We start from the raw sequence: 15,971 nt of genomic DNA, 5'->3' as shown, positions 1-15,971 counted from the left end.
GCCGGCGGCGCGCTCCCGAGGAGCGCGCCGCCAAGCAGCAGGACCCGAGGCGGCGCGGCAATACACGGCACGCGTGGCCCGATATAACGCAGCACCCAGCGCGGCCGCCCGGAAATCTCCCGGCGGCCGCGTCTCCCAAGTCAACCTAGGAAGCGCTTTCGCATGACGACGTACACCTTCCGCAAGCCGAGCGCATTGCCCGGCTTCGGCTTGACGCTCGGGATCACGGTGGCCTATCTGAGCCTCGTGGTGCTGATACCGCTTGCCTCCACCTTCCTCAAAACGGCCACGCTGACCTGGGACCAGTTCGTCGCGGCGACCACCTCCGCGCGCGTGGTGGCGTCCTACCGGCTCACGTTCCTCGCGGCGCTCGGCGGCGCGCTCATCAATGCCGTGTTCGGCTTCCTGGTGGCCTGGGTGCTGGTGCGCTACACGTTCCCGTTCAAGCGGCTGGTGGACGCGATCGTCGACCTGCCGTTCGCGTTGCCCACCTCGGTGGCCGGCATTTCGCTGGCCGCCGTCTACGCGCAGAACGGCTGGCTCGGGCAATACCTGGTGCCGCTCGGCATCAAGGTGGCGTTTACGCCGCTCGGCGTGCTGGTGGCGCTGACCTTCATCGGCCTGCCGTTCGTGGTGCGCACGGTGCAGCCGGTGCTGGAGGATTTCGAACGCGAGCAGGAAGAAGCCGCGGCCTGCCTCGGCGCGACGCGTTGGCTGACGTTCCGCCGCGTGGTGCTGCCGGCCGTGCTGCCGGCGCTGCTGACCGGTTTCGCGCTCGCGTTCGCGCGCGCGCTCGGCGAATACGGCTCGGTGATCTTCATCGCCGGCAACGTGCCGATGAAATCCGAAATCACCTCGTTGCTGATCATCACCAAGCTCGAACAGTACGACTACGCCGGCGCGACCGCGCTGGCCGTGGTGATGCTGGTGGTGTCGTTCGCGATGCTGTTCCTGATCAACACGCTGCAATGGGTCCTGCAACGCCGCACCAGCCGCGGCGCAAGCGGCCCGGCGCCGGCCGCGACCACGGCCACGGCCGTCACGGCGGGAGGTGCGCAATGAGCCGCCAGACCAATCCGGGTTCCGCGCTGGCCGCAGGCAACGTCGCGCCGCGCGCCACGGCGGCGCGCCGTCACAATCCGGTCAGCGAGTCGCGCGTCACGCGCTGGGTGCTGACCGGCGTCGCGCTGCTGTTCCTGGCCGGTTTCCTGGTGGTGCCGCTCGCCGCGGTGTTCGCGCAGGCGCTGGCCAAGGGCATCGGCTTCTACTTCGAATCGCTGGCCGATCCGGACGCCTGGTCGGCGATCGTGCTGACGGTCACGGTGGCCGCGATCGCGGTGCCGCTGAACCTCGTGTTCGGGGTGTGCGCGTCATGGGCGATCGCCAAGTTCGAGTTTCGCGGCAAGGCGTTCCTGACCACGCTGATCGACCTGCCGTTCTCGGTGTCGCCGGTGATCTCGGGCCTCGTATACGTGCTGATGTTCGGCGCGCAGGGCTGGCTCGGGCCGTGGCTGGAAGCGCACGACATCCAGATCATCTTCGCGGTGCCGGGCATCGTGATGGCGACCATCTTCGTGACGTTCCCGTTCGTCGCGCGCGAGCTGATCCCGCTGATGCAGGCGCAGGGCAACGACGAGGAAGAGGCCGCGCGCGTGCTGGGCGCGTCGGGATGGCAGATCTTCCGCCGCGTGACGCTGCCGAACGTGCGCTGGGGCCTGCTGTACGGCGTGATCCTGTGCAACGCGCGGGCGATGGGCGAATTCGGCGCGGTGTCGGTGGTGTCGGGCCATATCCGCGGCCAGACCGACACGATGCCGCTGCACGTCGAGATTCTCTACAACGAATACAACTTTTCGGCCGCGTTCGCGGTGGCATCGGTGCTGGCGCTGCTCGCGCTCGTGACGCTGGCGCTCAAGCTGCTCGCCGAACGCCGGATGTCGGCCGAACTCGCGAACGCGCGCGCCGCCGCCGCATCGCACTCCTGAAGAGGCACACGAAATGGGTATCACCGTACGCAATCTGCACAAGCAATTCGGCGACTTCACGGCGCTCGACGACGTCTCGCTCGATTTCCCGCCCGGCGAACTGGTGGCGCTGCTCGGGCCGTCCGGCTGCGGCAAGACCACGCTGCTGCGCGTGATCGCGGGCCTCGAGCACGCGGACGCCGGCCAGGTCGTGCTGCAAGGCCAGGACGTGGCCGATGTCGGCGCGCGCGAGCGCCAGGTCGGCTTCGTGTTCCAGCATTACGCGCTGTTCCGCCACATGACGGTGTTCGAGAACGTGGCGTTCGGCCTGCGCGTGAAGCCGCGCAACGAGCGCCCGTCGGAGGCCGTGATCCGCGAGAAGGTGCATGAACTGCTCAAGCTCGTGCAGCTCGACTGGCTCGCGCCGCGCTACCCGTCCGAGCTGTCGGGCGGCCAGCGCCAGCGCATCGCGCTGGCCCGCGCGCTGGCCGTGGAGCCGAAGGTGCTGCTGCTCGACGAGCCGTTCGGCGCGCTCGACGCGAAGGTCCGCAAGGAGTTGCGCAGCTGGCTGCGCCGCCTGCACGACGACCTGCACATCTCGACCATCTTCGTCACGCACGATCAGGAAGAGGCGCTCGAAGTGGCCGACCGGATCGTGGTGCTGAATCGCGGCCACGTCGAACAGGTCGGCAGCCCGCAGGATGTCTACGATCATCCGCAAAGCGCGTTCGTGTACGAATTCCTCGGCGCGGCCAACAAGCTCGACGGCACGGTGCACGGCGACGGCTTCGTGGCCGACGGCGCGGCCGGCCCGATCTCGGTGGATGCCGATTTCGCGGGCCGCGCGCACGCCTACGTGCGTCCGCACGACCTGCAGATCGTCGGCGGCGCCGATGCGCGCTCGGACGGCATCGCCGTGGATGTGCGGCGCGTCGTGCCGCTCGGCGGCGCGGTGCGCATCGAGCTCGAACCGCGCTCGGGCGGCTCGGTGCTCGAAGCCGAACTCGATCGCGACACCTGGCGCGCGCTGGCGCTCGGCGTCGGCGACGGTGCGCTGGCGGTGCCGCGCCACGCACGTGTGTTCCCGGCTCGTTGAGCCGACAGCAACCATAGCGGCAAGGCGGCCGCGCTCGGGCCGCCGTTTGGTTTTTCATCGATAACGACAACGCCCATGAGAGGCTGACCCATGAATTTCCAGCAATTGCGCTTCGTTCGGGAAGCGGTACGCCAGAACATGAACCTGACCGAGGTGGCGAACGTGCTGTACACGTCGCAATCGGGCGTCTCCAAGCAGATCAAGGATCTCGAGGACGAACTCGGCGTGGATATCTTCATCCGCCGCGGCAAGCGCCTGACCGGCCTCACCGAGCCGGGCAAGGCCGTGCATCAGCTGATCGAGCGCATGCTGCTCGACGCCGAGAACCTGCGCCGCGTGGCGCGCCAGTACGCCGACCAAGACAGCGGCCACCTGGTGGTGGCGACCACCCACACGCAGGCGCGCTACGCGCTGCCGAAGGTGATCCGCCAGTTCACCGACGTGTTCCCGAAGGTGCATCTGGCGCTGCGCCAGGGCAGCCCGCAGCAGATCGCGCAGATGATCCTGAGCGGCGAGGCCGACATCGGCATCTCGACCGAGGCGCTCGACCGCTATCCGGACATCGTGACGTTCCCGTGCTATTCGTGGCACCACATCGTGGTGGTGCCGAAGGATCACCCGCTGGTGGGCCGCGAGAACCTCACGCTCGAGGAGATCGCCGAATATCCGATCATCACCTACGACCAGGATTTCACGGGCCGCTCGCATATCGACCAGGCGTTCACGAAGGTCGGTGCGGTGCCCGACGTGGTGTTGACCGCGATCGACGCGGACGTCATCAAGACCTACGTGGAACTGGGCATGGGCATCGGCGTGGTGGCGGCGATGGCCTATGACGCGGAGCGCGACATCAACCTCGTCGCGCTCGATACCGAGCACCTGTTCGAGGCCAGCACCACGCGCGTGGGCCTGCGCAAGGGCGCGTTCCTGCGCTCGTATGCGTACAAGCTGCTGGAAATGTTCGCGCCGCACCTGACCGAGGCCGAGGTCGCCGCGCAACTGAAGGAAACCGCCGTCTGATCGCGCGCGCCGGCTTGCCTGGTGCGTGCCTCGCCCGAACCGCCGCGCAGTCGCGAGGACTGCGCGGCGGTTTGCTTTTTTAGCGGCGCGGCATACGATTCGCGCGCTTCCCGGAATCAGGGCAAAACCTTGTTGCGCGACGTTCGGCGAACGTCCAGCATAGGCGCTTCCCGGAACCAACAAAAACGGAACGGGAGGCGCGCACCGCATGTTTCCGGTCATGAAATCGAAAGGCCCGGTGGTGCGAATGTCTTCGTTCCCGTCGCCGCACGACCCGTTTTCGATCGCGGTCCGAATCGGGTCGGCAAACGTTTGCTCAACATGAAAACCACACCTTGGGCGCCGGGCCCAGACCTGTGAGGAGAGTACGCATGGATTTCCAGATTCGCCGCCGTGTCCTGGTCGCCGCGCTTGCCGGCGCCGCAGTTGCCGTCGCGCCGCTCGGCGCCTATGCGCAGTCGGCCCGCAAGCCGAAGGTCGCGCTCGTCATGAAGTCGCTCGCCAACGAGTTCTTCCTGACCATGGAAACCGGTGCGAAGGATTACCAGCAGCACAATCCGGCGCTGTTCGACCTCGTCACCAACGGCATCAAGGACGAAACCGACACCGCGAACCAGATCCGCATCGTCGAGCAGATGATCGTCTCGAAGGTCGACGCGATCGTGCTGGCGCCGGCCGATTCGAAGGCGCTGGTGCCGGTGGTCAAGAAGGCCGTGGATGCCGGCATCATCGTCATCAACATCGACAACCGGCTCGATCCGGACGTGCTGAAGTCGAAGAACCTCAACGTGCCGTTCGTCGGCCCCGACAACCGCAAGGGCGCGCGCAAGATCGGCGACTACCTGGCCAAGCGCCTGAAGGCCGGCGACGAGGTGGGCATTCTCGAAGGCGTGTCGACCACCACCAACGCGCAGCAGCGCACGGCCGGCTTCCAGGACGCGATGAAGGCGGTGGGCGCGAAGGTGGTGTCGGTGCAGTCGGGCGAATGGGAAATCGACAAGGGCAACGCGGTGGCCTCGGCCATGCTCAACGAATATCCGAACCTGAAGGCGCTGCTGTGCGGCAACGACAGCATGGCGATCGGCGCCGTATCGGCCGTGCGCGCGGCCGGCAAGGCGGGCAAGGTGATGGTGGTCGGCTACGACAACATCAATGCGATCAAGCCGATGCTGCAGGACGGCCGGGTGCTGGCCACGGCCGATCAATACGCCGCCAAGCAGGCCGTGTTCGGCATCGATACCGCGCTGAAGGCGATCGCCGAGCACAAGAAGCAGTCCGACCTGTCGGGCGTGGTCGAAACCCCGGTCGACCTGATCGTCAAGAAGTAAGGGCCGCGCATGGCGACGATTCCCTCTGCCGCGCCCGCGCGGGGCGGGCCGGTGCTCGAGGTGTCGGGCGTCGGCAAGACCTACGCGGAGCCGGTGCTGGCCGACGTCTCGCTGGCCCTGAACGCCGGCGAGGCGCTGGCGCTGACGGGCGAGAACGGCGCGGGCAAGAGCACGCTGTCGAAGATCGTCGGCGGGCTGGTGGTGCCGACGGTCGGCACGTTGAGGCTGGCGGGCGAGGCGTTCGCGCCGGCCAGCCGGTCCGAGGCGGAGGCGGCCGGGGTGCGGATGGTGATGCAGGAGCTGAACCTGCTGCCCACGCTGACTGTTGCCGAAAACCTGTTCCTGAACCGCCTGCCGCGCCGCTTCGGCGTGATCGACCGGCGCCGGCTGCGGGCCGACGCGCACGAGGCGATGGCGCGCGTCGGGCTCGATGCGATCGATCCCGACACGCCGGTCGGCGCGCTCGGCATCGGCCATCAGCAGATGGTCGAGATCGCGCGCAACCTGATCGGCGACTGCCGCGTGCTGATCCTCGACGAACCCACCGCCATGCTGACCGCGCGCGAGGTCGAACTGCTGTTCGCGCAGATCGACCGGCTCAAGGCGCAGGGCGTGGCGCTCGTCTATATCTCGCATCGGCTGGAAGAACTGGCGCGCGTGGCCGAGCGCGTGGCGGTGCTGCGCGACGGCCGGCTGGTGCATGCCGGGCCGATGGGCGAGGTGTCGAGCGCGCGGCTCGTCGCGCTGATGGCCGGGCGCGAGGTGGGCGAGCACATCGATCTCGGCGAGCGCCGGATCGGTGCGCCGCGTTTGGCCGTTCAAGGGCTCGCGCGCGGCAACGCGGTGCGCGACGTGTCGTTCGAGGTGCGCGCCGGCGAGATTTTCGGCATCTCCGGGTTGATCGGGGCGGGGCGCACCGAGCTGCTGCGGCTGATTTATGGCGCGGACCGCGCCGAGGCCGGCACCGTGTCGCTCGATACGGCGGGCCAGGGCCTGCAGCCGGTGCGGATCGCCTCGCCGTCGGACGCGGTGCGCCACGGCATCGCGCTGATCACCGAGGATCGCAAGGGCGAGGGGCTGCTGCTGTCGCAGCCGATCGCGGCCAATGTCTCGCTCGGCCAGCTCGGGCGCCTCGCGCGCGGCGGGGTGGTCGATACCGCGCGCGAACACGCGCTCGCGCAGCGCCAGATCGACGCGATGCGGATTCGCACCCGCGGCCCGGCGCAGCCCGTGGGCGAACTGTCGGGCGGCAACCAGCAGAAGGTCGTGATCGGCCGCTGGCTCGCGCACGACATGGCGGTGCTGCTGTTCGACGAGCCGACGCGCGGCATCGACGTCGGCGCCAAATTCGATATCTACGCATTGATGGGCGCGCTGGCGCGCGAGGGCCGCGCACTGGTGGTCGTGTCGAGCGACCTGCGCGAGCTGATGCTGATCTGCGACCGGATCGGCGTGATGTCGGCGGGCCGCATGACGGCCGTGTTCGAGCGCGGCGCCTGGACCCAGGACGCCTTGCTTGCCGCCGCCTTTGCCGGCTTTTCGCGCCGCGATGCCACGCCGGCCCCGCTGCCGGCCGTCGCGCCGGGCAGCGCCGCTGATTCGACCCCAGGAATTCATTCATGAACGAACCGATCGTCCCTGGCCGCGAGGCGGCCAAGCCTGCCGCAGCGTCCGACAGCGCCGCGCCCGACGCGGTGGCGCCGGCCGCGCGACGCCTGTCCGGCACGCGTCTCGGGCTGTCCAACTATCTCGGCCTGGCCGGCGCGCTGCTGGCCATGATCGCGCTGTTCTCGACGCTGAGTTCGCACTTCCTGACCTACGACACGTTCAGCACGATCGCCAACCAGATTCCCGACCTGGTGGTGATGTCGGTCGGCATGACGTTCGTGCTGATCATCGCCGGGATCGACCTGTCGGTCGGCTCGGTGCTGGCGCTGGCGGCCTCGTTCGTCAGCCTGGCCGCGCTGAAGTGGCATTGGGGGCCGCTGCCGTCGGCGTTGCTCGGGATGGTCGCGGCGGCCTTCACCGGCATGCTGACCGGCGCGGTGACGGTGGGCTGGCGGATTCCGTCGTTCATCGTCTCGCTGGGCGTGCTGGAGGCGGCGCGCGGCGTGGCGTACCAGCTCACGAATTCGCGCACCGCCTATATCGGCGACGCCTTCGATTTCCTCTCGAACCCGCTCGCGTTCGGCATCTCGCCGGCCTTCGTGATCGCGGTGGTGGTCATGATCGTGGCCCAATTCGTGCTGACCCGGACGGTGTTCGGACGCTATCTCGTGGGGATCGGTACTAACGAAGAAGCAGTAAGGCTTGCAGGAGTGAACCCGCGTCCGTATAAAATCATCGTGTTTGCGTTGATGGGGGCGTTGGCGGGGCTTGCCGCGCTGTTCCAGATCTCGCGTCTCGAAGCGGCCGACCCGAATGCCGGCGTCGGGCTCGAACTTCAGGTGATTGCGGCCGTGGTGATCGGCGGCACGAGCCTGATGGGCGGGCGCGGTTCCGTCATCAGCACGTTTTTTGGCGTGTTGATCATATCGGTGCTCGCGGCGGGGCTGGCACAGATCGGCGCGAACGAACCGACCAAGCGCATCATCACCGGGGCCGTGATCGTCGTAGCCGTTGTGCTCGACACGTATCGCAGTCGCCGGTCGCGTACTTAAAAAGACAGACCAGAGGGCTTCAAGAATGGCGACGATCAAGGATGTGGCGGCCATAGCCGGCGTGTCGTTTACCACCGTATCGCACGTGGTGAACAACTCGCGGCCCGTGTCGGCCGATGTGCGAGCGAAGGTTGAGCGGGCCATCGTCCAGCTCAACTACGTCCCGTCGGCGGTCGCACGATCCCTGAAGGCGCGCTCGACGGCCACGATCGGCCTCGTGGTGCCGAACAGCACCAACCCGTATTTCGCCGAACTGGCGCGCGGCATTGAAGATCAATGCGTGGCGCGCGGTTACTGCGTATTTTTCTGCAATTCCGACGACGATCCCGTCAAACAGCGCAATTATCTGCGCGTACTCCAGGAAAAACGCATCGATGGCCTGATCATCGCATCGGCCGGCGAGGACGCCGTGCTGGCCCAGACGCTGGCCGATTCGCGCGAGCCGTTGGTGGTGGTCGACCGCAACATCGAAGGCCTGTCGGCCGATCTGGTGCAGATCGACCACGAGCGCGGCGCGTATCTGGCCACGCGCCATCTGCTCGAACTCGGCCATTCGCGCATCGGCTGCATCACCGGCCCGGTCGATACGGCCGTCAGCGCGATGCGCGTGCACGGTTTCATCCGGGCGATGGCCGAGCGCGGCATCGAGATCGTGCCCGGTGCGATCGCAGAAGGCGATTTCTCGTGCCTGGGCGGCTATCGCGCGGCAGGCCAGTTGTTCGGCACGATCAAGCCCACCGCGATCTTCGCCGGCAACGACCAAATGGGCATCGGCGCGCTGCGCGCGGCTGCCGAGCGCGGGCTGCGCGTGCCGGCCGACTGCTCGATCATCGGCTTCGACGACATCGAGATGTCGAGCTATACGTACCCGGCGCTGTCCACGGTCGGTCAGTCGGTGCGCGCGCTCGGCGAGATCGCCGCGCAAACGCTGATCGAGCGGATTGCCGCCGGCGCCGCCGCGCCGACCAAGCGCCGGCGCGTGGTGTCGCCGCGGCTGGTGCTGCGCGAATCCACCGCGCCGTATCGTGGCGTGCCCACGGCTGCGGTGGGCCATGCGGTCAATCCGGACGATTCGGCCGATTCTGCGGGTTCGGATGCGGTGTCGGGCGCTGCCGAGGGCGATCGCGCATGAGCGGCACGCCGTCGAGCGGCCGGGCAGGCGGCAAGGTGCTCGTGGTCGGCAGCCTCAACATGGATCTGGTGGTGCGCGCCCCGCGCCTGCCCAAGCCCGGCGAGACGCTGGCGGGCCATGGCTATGCCCAGGCGGCCGGCGGCAAGGGCGGCAATCAGGCGGTGGCCGCGGCGCGGCTCGGCGCGCAGGTGGCGATGATCGGCCAGCTCGGCGACGACGCCAACGGCGCGGCCTTGCGGGCCGGCCTGGAGGTCGAGGGCATCAATTGCGACGCGATCGGCGTGAGCCCGGGCGTGCCGAGCGGCGTGGCGCTGATCGTGGTGGACGACGCGAGCCAGAACGCGATCGTGATCGTGGCGGGCAGCAACGGCGAGGTGGGCGTGCAGACGGTGGCCGACCACGACGCCCGGTTTGCGGCGGCCGACGTGCTGGTCTGCCAGCTCGAAACGCCGCTGCCGGCCGTGCGGGCCGCGCTGGAGGCCGGGCGGCGTCACGGCTGCGCCGTGGTGCTCAATCCCGCCCCGGTACTCGGCCCGCTGCCCGACGGCTGGCTGCCGCTGGTCGACTGGCTGATCCCCAACGAGGTGGAGGCCGCCGCGCTGACGGGCATGACGATCGCCACGCCTGCCGACGCCGAGGCGGCGGCACGCAGCCTGATGGCGGGCGGCGCACGCAACGTGATCGTCACGCTGGGCGCGCAGGGCGTGGTCGCGCGGTTGGCAGGCGGCGCGTCGCAGCACTATCCGGCGCCGAAGGTCGACGCGGTCGATACGACCGCCGCCGGCGATACCTTCATCGGCGGGCTGGCCGCGCGGCTGGCGGCCGGCGAGGCGCCCGATGCGGCAATCCGCTTCGCGCAGCGGGCCGCATCGATTTCCGTCACGCGTTCGGGGGCGCAGCCCTCGATTCCGCGTCTGAGCGAGGTCGGCACGGGCTGATGTGCCCGCGCGGCAGGTCGCAAGCGTTTATCCGAATCCGGCCTCGCGCCGGATTTTTTCATGGCGTCGCTTTTTTCGGGGCAGATCGTTCGCTCCGCCTGGCAGTGAGGACGCCGTATCAATCTTTCAAGGATGCGCGTTCGCGGTGCATGCCGGCGCCGGCTGCCGTCGACAATCTTCCCGGTTTGCCTCGCATCGTTCGCGGTGCCCATCCAATCGCATCGCCCCCGCATCCGAATCGCGTGACGGCAGCGCGTTCGCCTTCACGGTTTTCAACCATTCGAACCCGCGCAACACGATCGTTCGATCGCGACACAGTCGTTCACATTCACGTACCGGTGTTTACGTGGATGCATGCTTTTTGCAACGTGCCGCGATACAGCCAGAAGGGGAAATTTGTTTCGATGTGCGATGCATGTCGTGCGAGCCGGCATGCGTCTTCATGACACGCATCGACGTGCCGCGAATACTCTTTATTTCGTCGCACCGAGCGCTTGCATTGAACTTATCCTGCAGCAAGCCGACGAAGCCTCGAAACGACGGGCGCGATCGCAAAAAATTGTAACGAATGCGGGCGCTGCGTCATCCGTTGGGCTGCTTCATCCGTAGAGGAAAGAGGAGGGCGCGCGTCCGGTGCAAGAGACGATTCGACGCAACAGGAGAGGGCGCGTGCGTCGCGTTGCGAAGTTCGGGGAGGACATTGTATGGCAGCAAAAATACGCAGTCCAAGCGGGGTTTTTCTGAGTGCCCGGCAACAACGTTCCGACTGAAGTTTGTTCGTGAAAAAATAAGTAAATGGGTTTAGGATGAAATTGAACGGTCCTGCTTCGACGTGGCTCTTGCGAAGGCAAGATCGTCTTCAGACACAGGCGAGGAGGTAGCATGGATATTTACAGCAGCTTCGCGAACCGCTTCGAGAAAACCCGGGAGGAAGAGCTCTCGCTCGAGGAGTATCTCGCACTCTGCAAGAACGATCCTACGGCGTACGCCACGGCAGGCGAACGCATGTTGGCGGCCATCGGGGAACCGGAGCAAGTCGATACACGAAACGATCCACGCCTGTCGCGGATCTTCGCCAACAAGGTCATCAAGGTCTATCCGGCATTTCGTGAGTTCTACGGAATGGAAGAGGTGATCGAGCAGGTGGTGGCGTACTTCCGTCACTCCGCGCAAGGTCTCGAGGAGAAGAAGCAGATCCTCTATCTGCTGGGGCCGGTGGGCGGCGGCAAGTCGTCGATCGCCGAGCGTCTGAAGCAGTTGATGGAACGCGTGTCGTTCTATTCGATCAAGGGTTCGCCCGTCAACGAATCGCCGCTCGGGCTGTTCGACTACGACGAAGACGGCCCGATCCTCGAAGAGCAATACGGCATTCCACGCCGTTACCTGAAGGGCATCCTGAGCCCGTGGGCCGTCAAGCGCCTGCACGAGTACAACGGCGATATCCGCCAGTTCCGCGTGGTGCGACGCTTCCCGTCGGTGCTGCGCCAGATCGGTATCGCGAAGACGGAACCGGGCGACGAGAACAATCAGGACATCTCATCGCTGGTCGGCAAGGTCGATATCCGCAAGCTCGAACAGTTCGCGCAGGACGATGCCGACGCCTACAGCTACTCGGGCGGTTTGTGTCTCGCCAATCAGGGCCTGCTCGAATTCGTCGAAATGTTCAAGGCGCCGATCAAGGTGCTGCACCCGTTGTTGACGGCCACCCAGGAAGGCAACTTCAAGGGCACCGAAGGTTTCGGCGCGATTCCGTTCGATGGCGTGATCCTCGCGCACTCGAACGAGTCGGAGTGGAAGGCCTTCCGCAACAACAAGAACAACGAAGCCTTGCTCGATCGGATCTTCGTCGTGAAGGTGCCGTATTGCCTGCGCGTGTCGGAGGAAATCCGCATCTACGAGAAGCTGATCCGCAATTCGTCGCTGGCCGAAGCGGTGTGCGCGCCCGGCACGCTGAAGATGATGGCGCAGTTCGCGGCGCTCACGCGCCTGCACGAACCGGAGAATTCCAGCCTGTTCTCGAAGATGCAGGTGTACGACGGCGAGAACCTCAAGGACACCGATCCGAAGGCGAAGTCGTATCAGGAGTATCGCGACTACGCCGGCGTCGACGAAGGCATGACGGGGGTGTCCACACGCTTCGCGTTCAAGATCATGTCGCGCGTGTTCAACTTCGACACCTCGGAAGTGGCGGCCAACCCGGTGCACCTGATGTACGTGCTCGAACAGCAGATCGAACGCGAGCAGTTCCCGCCCGAAACCGAGCAGAAATACCTGTCGTTCGTGAAGGACCTGCTGGCCTCGCGTTATGCGGAATTCATCGGCAAGGAGATCCAGACGGCCTACCTCGAGTCGTATTCGGAGTATGGCCAGAACATCTTCGATCGCTATGTCACGTACGCGGATTTCTGGATTCAGGATCAGGAGTTCCGCGATCACGACACCGGCGAGAGCTTCGACCGCGCGGCGCTGAACGCCGAGCTGGAGAAGATCGAGAAACCGGCCGGCATCAGCAATCCGAAGGATTACCGCAACGAGATCGTCAACTTCGTGTTGCGTGCGCGCGCGGCCAACGGCGGCAAGAACCCGGCGTGGGTCAGCTACGAGAAGCTGCGCGTGGTGATCGAGAAGAAGATGTTCTCGAACACCGAGGAACTGCTGCCGGTGATCTCGTTCAATGCCAAGGGTTCGGCGGAGGAGCAACGCAAGCACGAGGACTTCGTGAACCGAATGGTCGCCAAGGGCTACACGCCGAAGCAGGTACGGCTCCTGTGCGACTGGTATCTGCGCGTGCGCAAGTCCTCATGATCCGCACGCTGCATCGCCCGCGCGGCCGCGCCGCGCGGGCACCCTGAGTGGCGCGCCGCACGGCGGATCGTGCGGCACGTCCCGGCGTATCGACTTTCGAGCGGGAGACCGGGAGTGCTTCATCAAATCATCGACCGCAGGCTTGCCGGCAAGAACAAGAGCATTGCTAACCGCGAACGCTTTCTGCGTCGCGTCAAGAACTACATTCGCCGCGCGGTGTCCGACGCCGTGCGCGACCGTAGCATCAAGGACATCAACACCACCAAGAGCATCACGATTCCGCGCAAGGACATCGCGGAGCCGGCGTTTCGTCACGCGCCCGGTGGCCGTCGCGAGATGGTCCATCCGGGCAACGCGGATTACATTCGCGGCGACAAGATCGCACGGCCGTCCGGCGGCGCGGGCGGTGGCGGCAGCCAGGCCAGCAACGAGGGAGACGGTCAGGACGACTTCGTATTCGAGCTGAGTCGCGACGAGTTCATGCAGTATTTCTTCGACGATCTCGAACTGCCGCGCCTGGTCAAGACCCACCTGCTGACCGTGCCGAGCTGGAAGAGCGCGCGCGCCGGTTGGGCGGCGGAAGGCACGCCGAACAACATCGACGTGGTGCGCTCGCTGCGCAGCGCGCTCGGGCGGCGCATTGCGCTCGGTTCGCCGCTGGCGCGCGAGTTGCGCGACCTGGAAGCCGAGCTTGAAACGATGAAGGACGATCCGGCAGACCGGCGCGTCGAGATTGCCGCGCTGGAAGAGCAGATCCACCATCTGCGCGGGCGCATCTGGCGCATTCCGTTCATCGATCCGTTCGATCTGCGCTACGTGAACCGCGTGAAGCAGCCGCAGCCGTCGAGCCAGGCCGTGATGTTCTGTCTGATGGATGTGTCCGGCTCGATGGACGAGCAGCGCAAGGATCTCTCGAAGCGCTTCTTCATCCTGCTGTACCTGTTCCTGAAGCGGAACTACGAGCGCATCGAGGTGGTGTTCATCCGCCATCACACGCGCGCCGAGGAAGTCGATGAGGACACCTTCTTTCATTCGACCGAAAGCGGCGGCACGGTGGTGTCGAGCGCGCTGGAGCTGATGCGCAAGGTGATGGACGAGCGCTATTCGCCGACCGAGTGGAATATCTACGGCGCGCAGGCGTCCGACGGCGACAACTGGACCGACGATTCGCCGAAGTGCCGCAAGATCCTGGAGGCCGACATTCTGACCAAGGCGCGTTATTTCGCCTACATCCAGGTCGCGCCCGAGGAGCAGAACCTCTGGCTCGAATATGCGCAGCTCGCGCTGTCGCAGCCGCACATGGCGATGAAGAAGGTCGAGTCGGCCGCGGACATCTACCCGGTGTTCCGTGAACTGTTCGAAAAGCATGTGGAAACCTGACGCCTTATGACGACACGCGAACCGGACAACGACACGCGCGGCGATCCAACGCGCGGCGAGGGCGGCGACGCCCTCGCGAACCCGGCCGACGCGCGAGCGCAGCACGCTGCCGCGTCGCCACATCTCGCTGCGCCCGAGAACGGGCACAAGGAGGCGCGCATGAATGCCGCCGATCGCACGCCGCTGCCCTGTCCGTCGGACTGGACCTTCGAGTTGATCGAGGAGTACGACCAGCACATCGCGCAGGTGGCGGAGCAGTACGAACTCGATATCTACCCGATCCAGCTCGAGCTGATCAGCGCCGAGCAGATGATGGACGCCTACGCGTCGGTCGGGATGCCCGTCAATTACCGTCACTGGTCGTTCGGCAAGCATTTCCTGTCGACCGAGAAGAGCTACCGGCGCGGGCAGATGGGCCTCGCCTACGAGATCGTCATCAATTCGAACCCCTGCATCGCGTACCTGATGGAGGAGAACACGCTGACCATGCAGGCGCTCGTGATCGCGCACGCCGCGTACGGGCACAACTCGTTCTTCAAGGGCAACTACCTGTTCCGCTTGTGGACCGATGCGCACGCGATCGTCGATTACCTGGTCTATGCGAAGAACTACGTGGCCGAATGCGAGGAGCGGCACGGCATCGATCGCGTCGAGGAGTTGCTCGATTCGTGCCACGCGCTGATGAACTACGGCGTGGATCGCTACAAGCGCCCGCAGAAGCCGTCGCTGTCGAAGGAAGCGGCGTTGCGGCGCGAGCGCGAGGCGTATCTGCAGTCGCAGGTCAACGAGTTGTGGCGCACGCTGCCGGGCCGCAAGCCCGAGGCTGCCGGCGAGGAGGTCGAGGGCCGCTATCCGTCCGAGCCGCAGGAAAATCTGCTGTATTTCGCCGAGAAGAATGCGCCGCTGCTGGAGCCGTGGGAGCGCGAGGTGATCCGGATCGTCCGCAAGGTCGGTCAGTATTTCTATCCGCAGCGGCAGACGCAGGTGATGAACGAAGGCTGGGCCACGTTCTGGCATTACACGCTGCTGAACACGATGTATCAGCAGGGCAAGCTGACCGACGGCTTCATGATGGAGTTCCTCCATTCGCACAGCAACGTGATCTACCAGCCGCCCGTCACGAAGCAGTACTACAGCGGTATCAACCCGTATGCGCTCGGCTTTTCGATGATGAGCGACATCCGGCGGATCTGCGAGAACCCGACCGACGAGGATCGCCGCTGGTTCCCGCAACTGGCCGGCACGCCGTGGCTGCCCGCGCTGCACTACGCGATGCGCAACTTCAAGGACGAGAGCTTCATCGCGCAGTATCTGTCGCCGCACCTGATTCGCGAGATGCGCCTGTTTTCGGTGCTCGACGACGACATGCGCGATTCGCTCGAAGTGTCGGCCATTCATGACGACAGCGGCTATCAGTACGTGCGGCAGGCGTTGTCGAGGCAGTACGACATTCATCATCGCGAGCCGAATATCCAGGTGTGGGCGGTCAACACGCGCGGCGACCGCAGCCTCACGCTGCGTCATTTCATGACCGACAACCGTCACCTGTCGAACGACAGCGAAGAAGTGCTCAAGCACATGGCGCGGCTCTGGCAGTTCGACGTGTATCTGGAAAGCGTCGACGAGTCCGGCACCGTGCGCAAGCGCT

At 65.9% G+C, this 15,971-nt stretch carries 12 protein-coding genes; all 12 read left to right on the top strand.

Annotated elements, in window-relative coordinates; all coding sequences use genetic code 11:
* Positions 1 to 162 precede the first annotated feature (162 nt).
* Positions 163 to 1,062, top strand: coding sequence for a sulfate ABC transporter permease subunit CysT (cysT, locus tag ACYP33_RS18865; protein WP_414449518.1), 900 nt, complete (start codon positions 163 to 165; stop codon positions 1,060 to 1,062).
* Positions 1,059 to 1,985, top strand: a complete 927-nt coding sequence (gene cysW, locus ACYP33_RS18860; RefSeq protein ID WP_414445043.1) for a sulfate ABC transporter permease subunit CysW — start codon at positions 1,059 to 1,061, stop codon at positions 1,983 to 1,985. The genes cysT and cysW overlap by 4 nt, the downstream gene beginning before the upstream one ends.
* 13 nt (positions 1,986 to 1,998) lie before the next feature.
* Positions 1,999 to 3,060, top strand: a complete 1,062-nt coding sequence (locus ACYP33_RS18855) for a sulfate/molybdate ABC transporter ATP-binding protein (RefSeq protein WP_414449517.1) — start codon at positions 1,999 to 2,001, stop codon at positions 3,058 to 3,060.
* A 90-nt stretch (positions 3,061 to 3,150) separates the two neighbouring features.
* Entirely contained in the window at positions 3,151 to 4,080 is a 930-nt protein-coding gene (locus ACYP33_RS18850; RefSeq protein WP_414445045.1) for a CysB family HTH-type transcriptional regulator, read from the top strand.
* 371 nt (positions 4,081 to 4,451) lie between these two features.
* Positions 4,452 to 5,408: a substrate-binding domain-containing protein gene (locus ACYP33_RS18845; protein WP_459623294.1), complete on the top strand. Its 957-nt coding sequence runs from the start codon at positions 4,452 to 4,454 to the stop codon at positions 5,406 to 5,408.
* Between the two features lie 9 nt (positions 5,409 to 5,417).
* Entirely contained in the window at positions 5,418 to 7,031 is a 1,614-nt protein-coding gene (locus tag ACYP33_RS18840) for a sugar ABC transporter ATP-binding protein (RefSeq protein WP_459623292.1), read from the top strand.
* Positions 7,028 to 8,068 carry an ABC transporter permease gene (locus ACYP33_RS18835; protein WP_414449514.1) on the top strand — a complete coding sequence of 347 codons (1,041 nt, stop codon included), beginning with the start codon at positions 7,028 to 7,030 and terminating at the stop codon, positions 8,066 to 8,068. Before ACYP33_RS18840 ends, ACYP33_RS18835 begins: the two co-directional genes overlap by 4 nt.
* Before the next feature lie 25 nt (positions 8,069 to 8,093).
* Positions 8,094 to 9,200, top strand: a complete 1,107-nt coding sequence (locus ACYP33_RS18830; protein WP_459623290.1) for a LacI family DNA-binding transcriptional regulator — start codon at positions 8,094 to 8,096, stop codon at positions 9,198 to 9,200.
* Complete coding sequence (rbsK, locus tag ACYP33_RS18825; RefSeq protein WP_459623289.1) at positions 9,197 to 10,138, top strand: ribokinase; 942 nt, start codon at positions 9,197 to 9,199, stop codon at positions 10,136 to 10,138. The genes ACYP33_RS18830 and rbsK overlap by 4 nt, the downstream gene beginning before the upstream one ends.
* 882 nt (positions 10,139 to 11,020) lie before the next feature.
* Positions 11,021 to 12,943, top strand: coding sequence for a PrkA family serine protein kinase (locus tag ACYP33_RS18820; protein ID WP_414445051.1), 1,923 nt, complete (start codon positions 11,021 to 11,023; stop codon positions 12,941 to 12,943).
* Between the two features lie 114 nt (positions 12,944 to 13,057).
* On the top strand, positions 13,058 to 14,323 hold the full coding sequence (locus tag ACYP33_RS18815; protein WP_414449513.1) for a YeaH/YhbH family protein: 1,266 nt from the start codon (positions 13,058 to 13,060) through the stop codon (positions 14,321 to 14,323).
* A 6-nt stretch (positions 14,324 to 14,329) separates the two neighbouring features.
* Positions 14,330 to 15,971 (top strand): SpoVR family protein (locus tag ACYP33_RS18810; RefSeq protein WP_459623286.1); only part of this gene is annotated, 1,642 nt, incomplete at its 3' end.

The sequence above is a fragment of the Burkholderia sp. 3C genome (genome assembly GCF_054589155.1).
Note: the sequence above shows the minus strand (reverse complement) of the source record. Positions and strands in the feature narration are given on the sequence as shown.

What these genes read in the sequence shown, in the direction of transcription:
- cysT (WP_414449518.1), top strand. Translation starts at nt 163, where the DNA reads ATGACGACGTACACCTTCCGCAAGCCGAGCGCATTGCCCGGCTTCGGC.
- cysW (WP_414445043.1), top strand. Translation starts at nt 1,059, where the DNA reads ATGAGCCGCCAGACCAATCCGGGTTCCGCGCTGGCCGCAGGCAACGTC.
- ACYP33_RS18855 (WP_414449517.1), top strand. Translation starts at nt 1,999, where the DNA reads ATGGGTATCACCGTACGCAATCTGCACAAGCAATTCGGCGACTTCACG.
- ACYP33_RS18850 (WP_414445045.1), top strand. Translation starts at nt 3,151, where the DNA reads ATGAATTTCCAGCAATTGCGCTTCGTTCGGGAAGCGGTACGCCAGAAC.
- ACYP33_RS18845 (WP_459623294.1), top strand. Translation starts at nt 4,452, where the DNA reads ATGGATTTCCAGATTCGCCGCCGTGTCCTGGTCGCCGCGCTTGCCGGC.
- ACYP33_RS18840 (WP_459623292.1), top strand. Translation starts at nt 5,418, where the DNA reads ATGGCGACGATTCCCTCTGCCGCGCCCGCGCGGGGCGGGCCGGTGCTC.
- ACYP33_RS18835 (WP_414449514.1), top strand. Translation starts at nt 7,028, where the DNA reads ATGAACGAACCGATCGTCCCTGGCCGCGAGGCGGCCAAGCCTGCCGCA.
- ACYP33_RS18830 (WP_459623290.1), top strand. Translation starts at nt 8,094, where the DNA reads ATGGCGACGATCAAGGATGTGGCGGCCATAGCCGGCGTGTCGTTTACC.
- rbsK (WP_459623289.1), top strand. Translation starts at nt 9,197, where the DNA reads ATGAGCGGCACGCCGTCGAGCGGCCGGGCAGGCGGCAAGGTGCTCGTG.
- ACYP33_RS18820 (WP_414445051.1), top strand. Translation starts at nt 11,021, where the DNA reads ATGGATATTTACAGCAGCTTCGCGAACCGCTTCGAGAAAACCCGGGAG.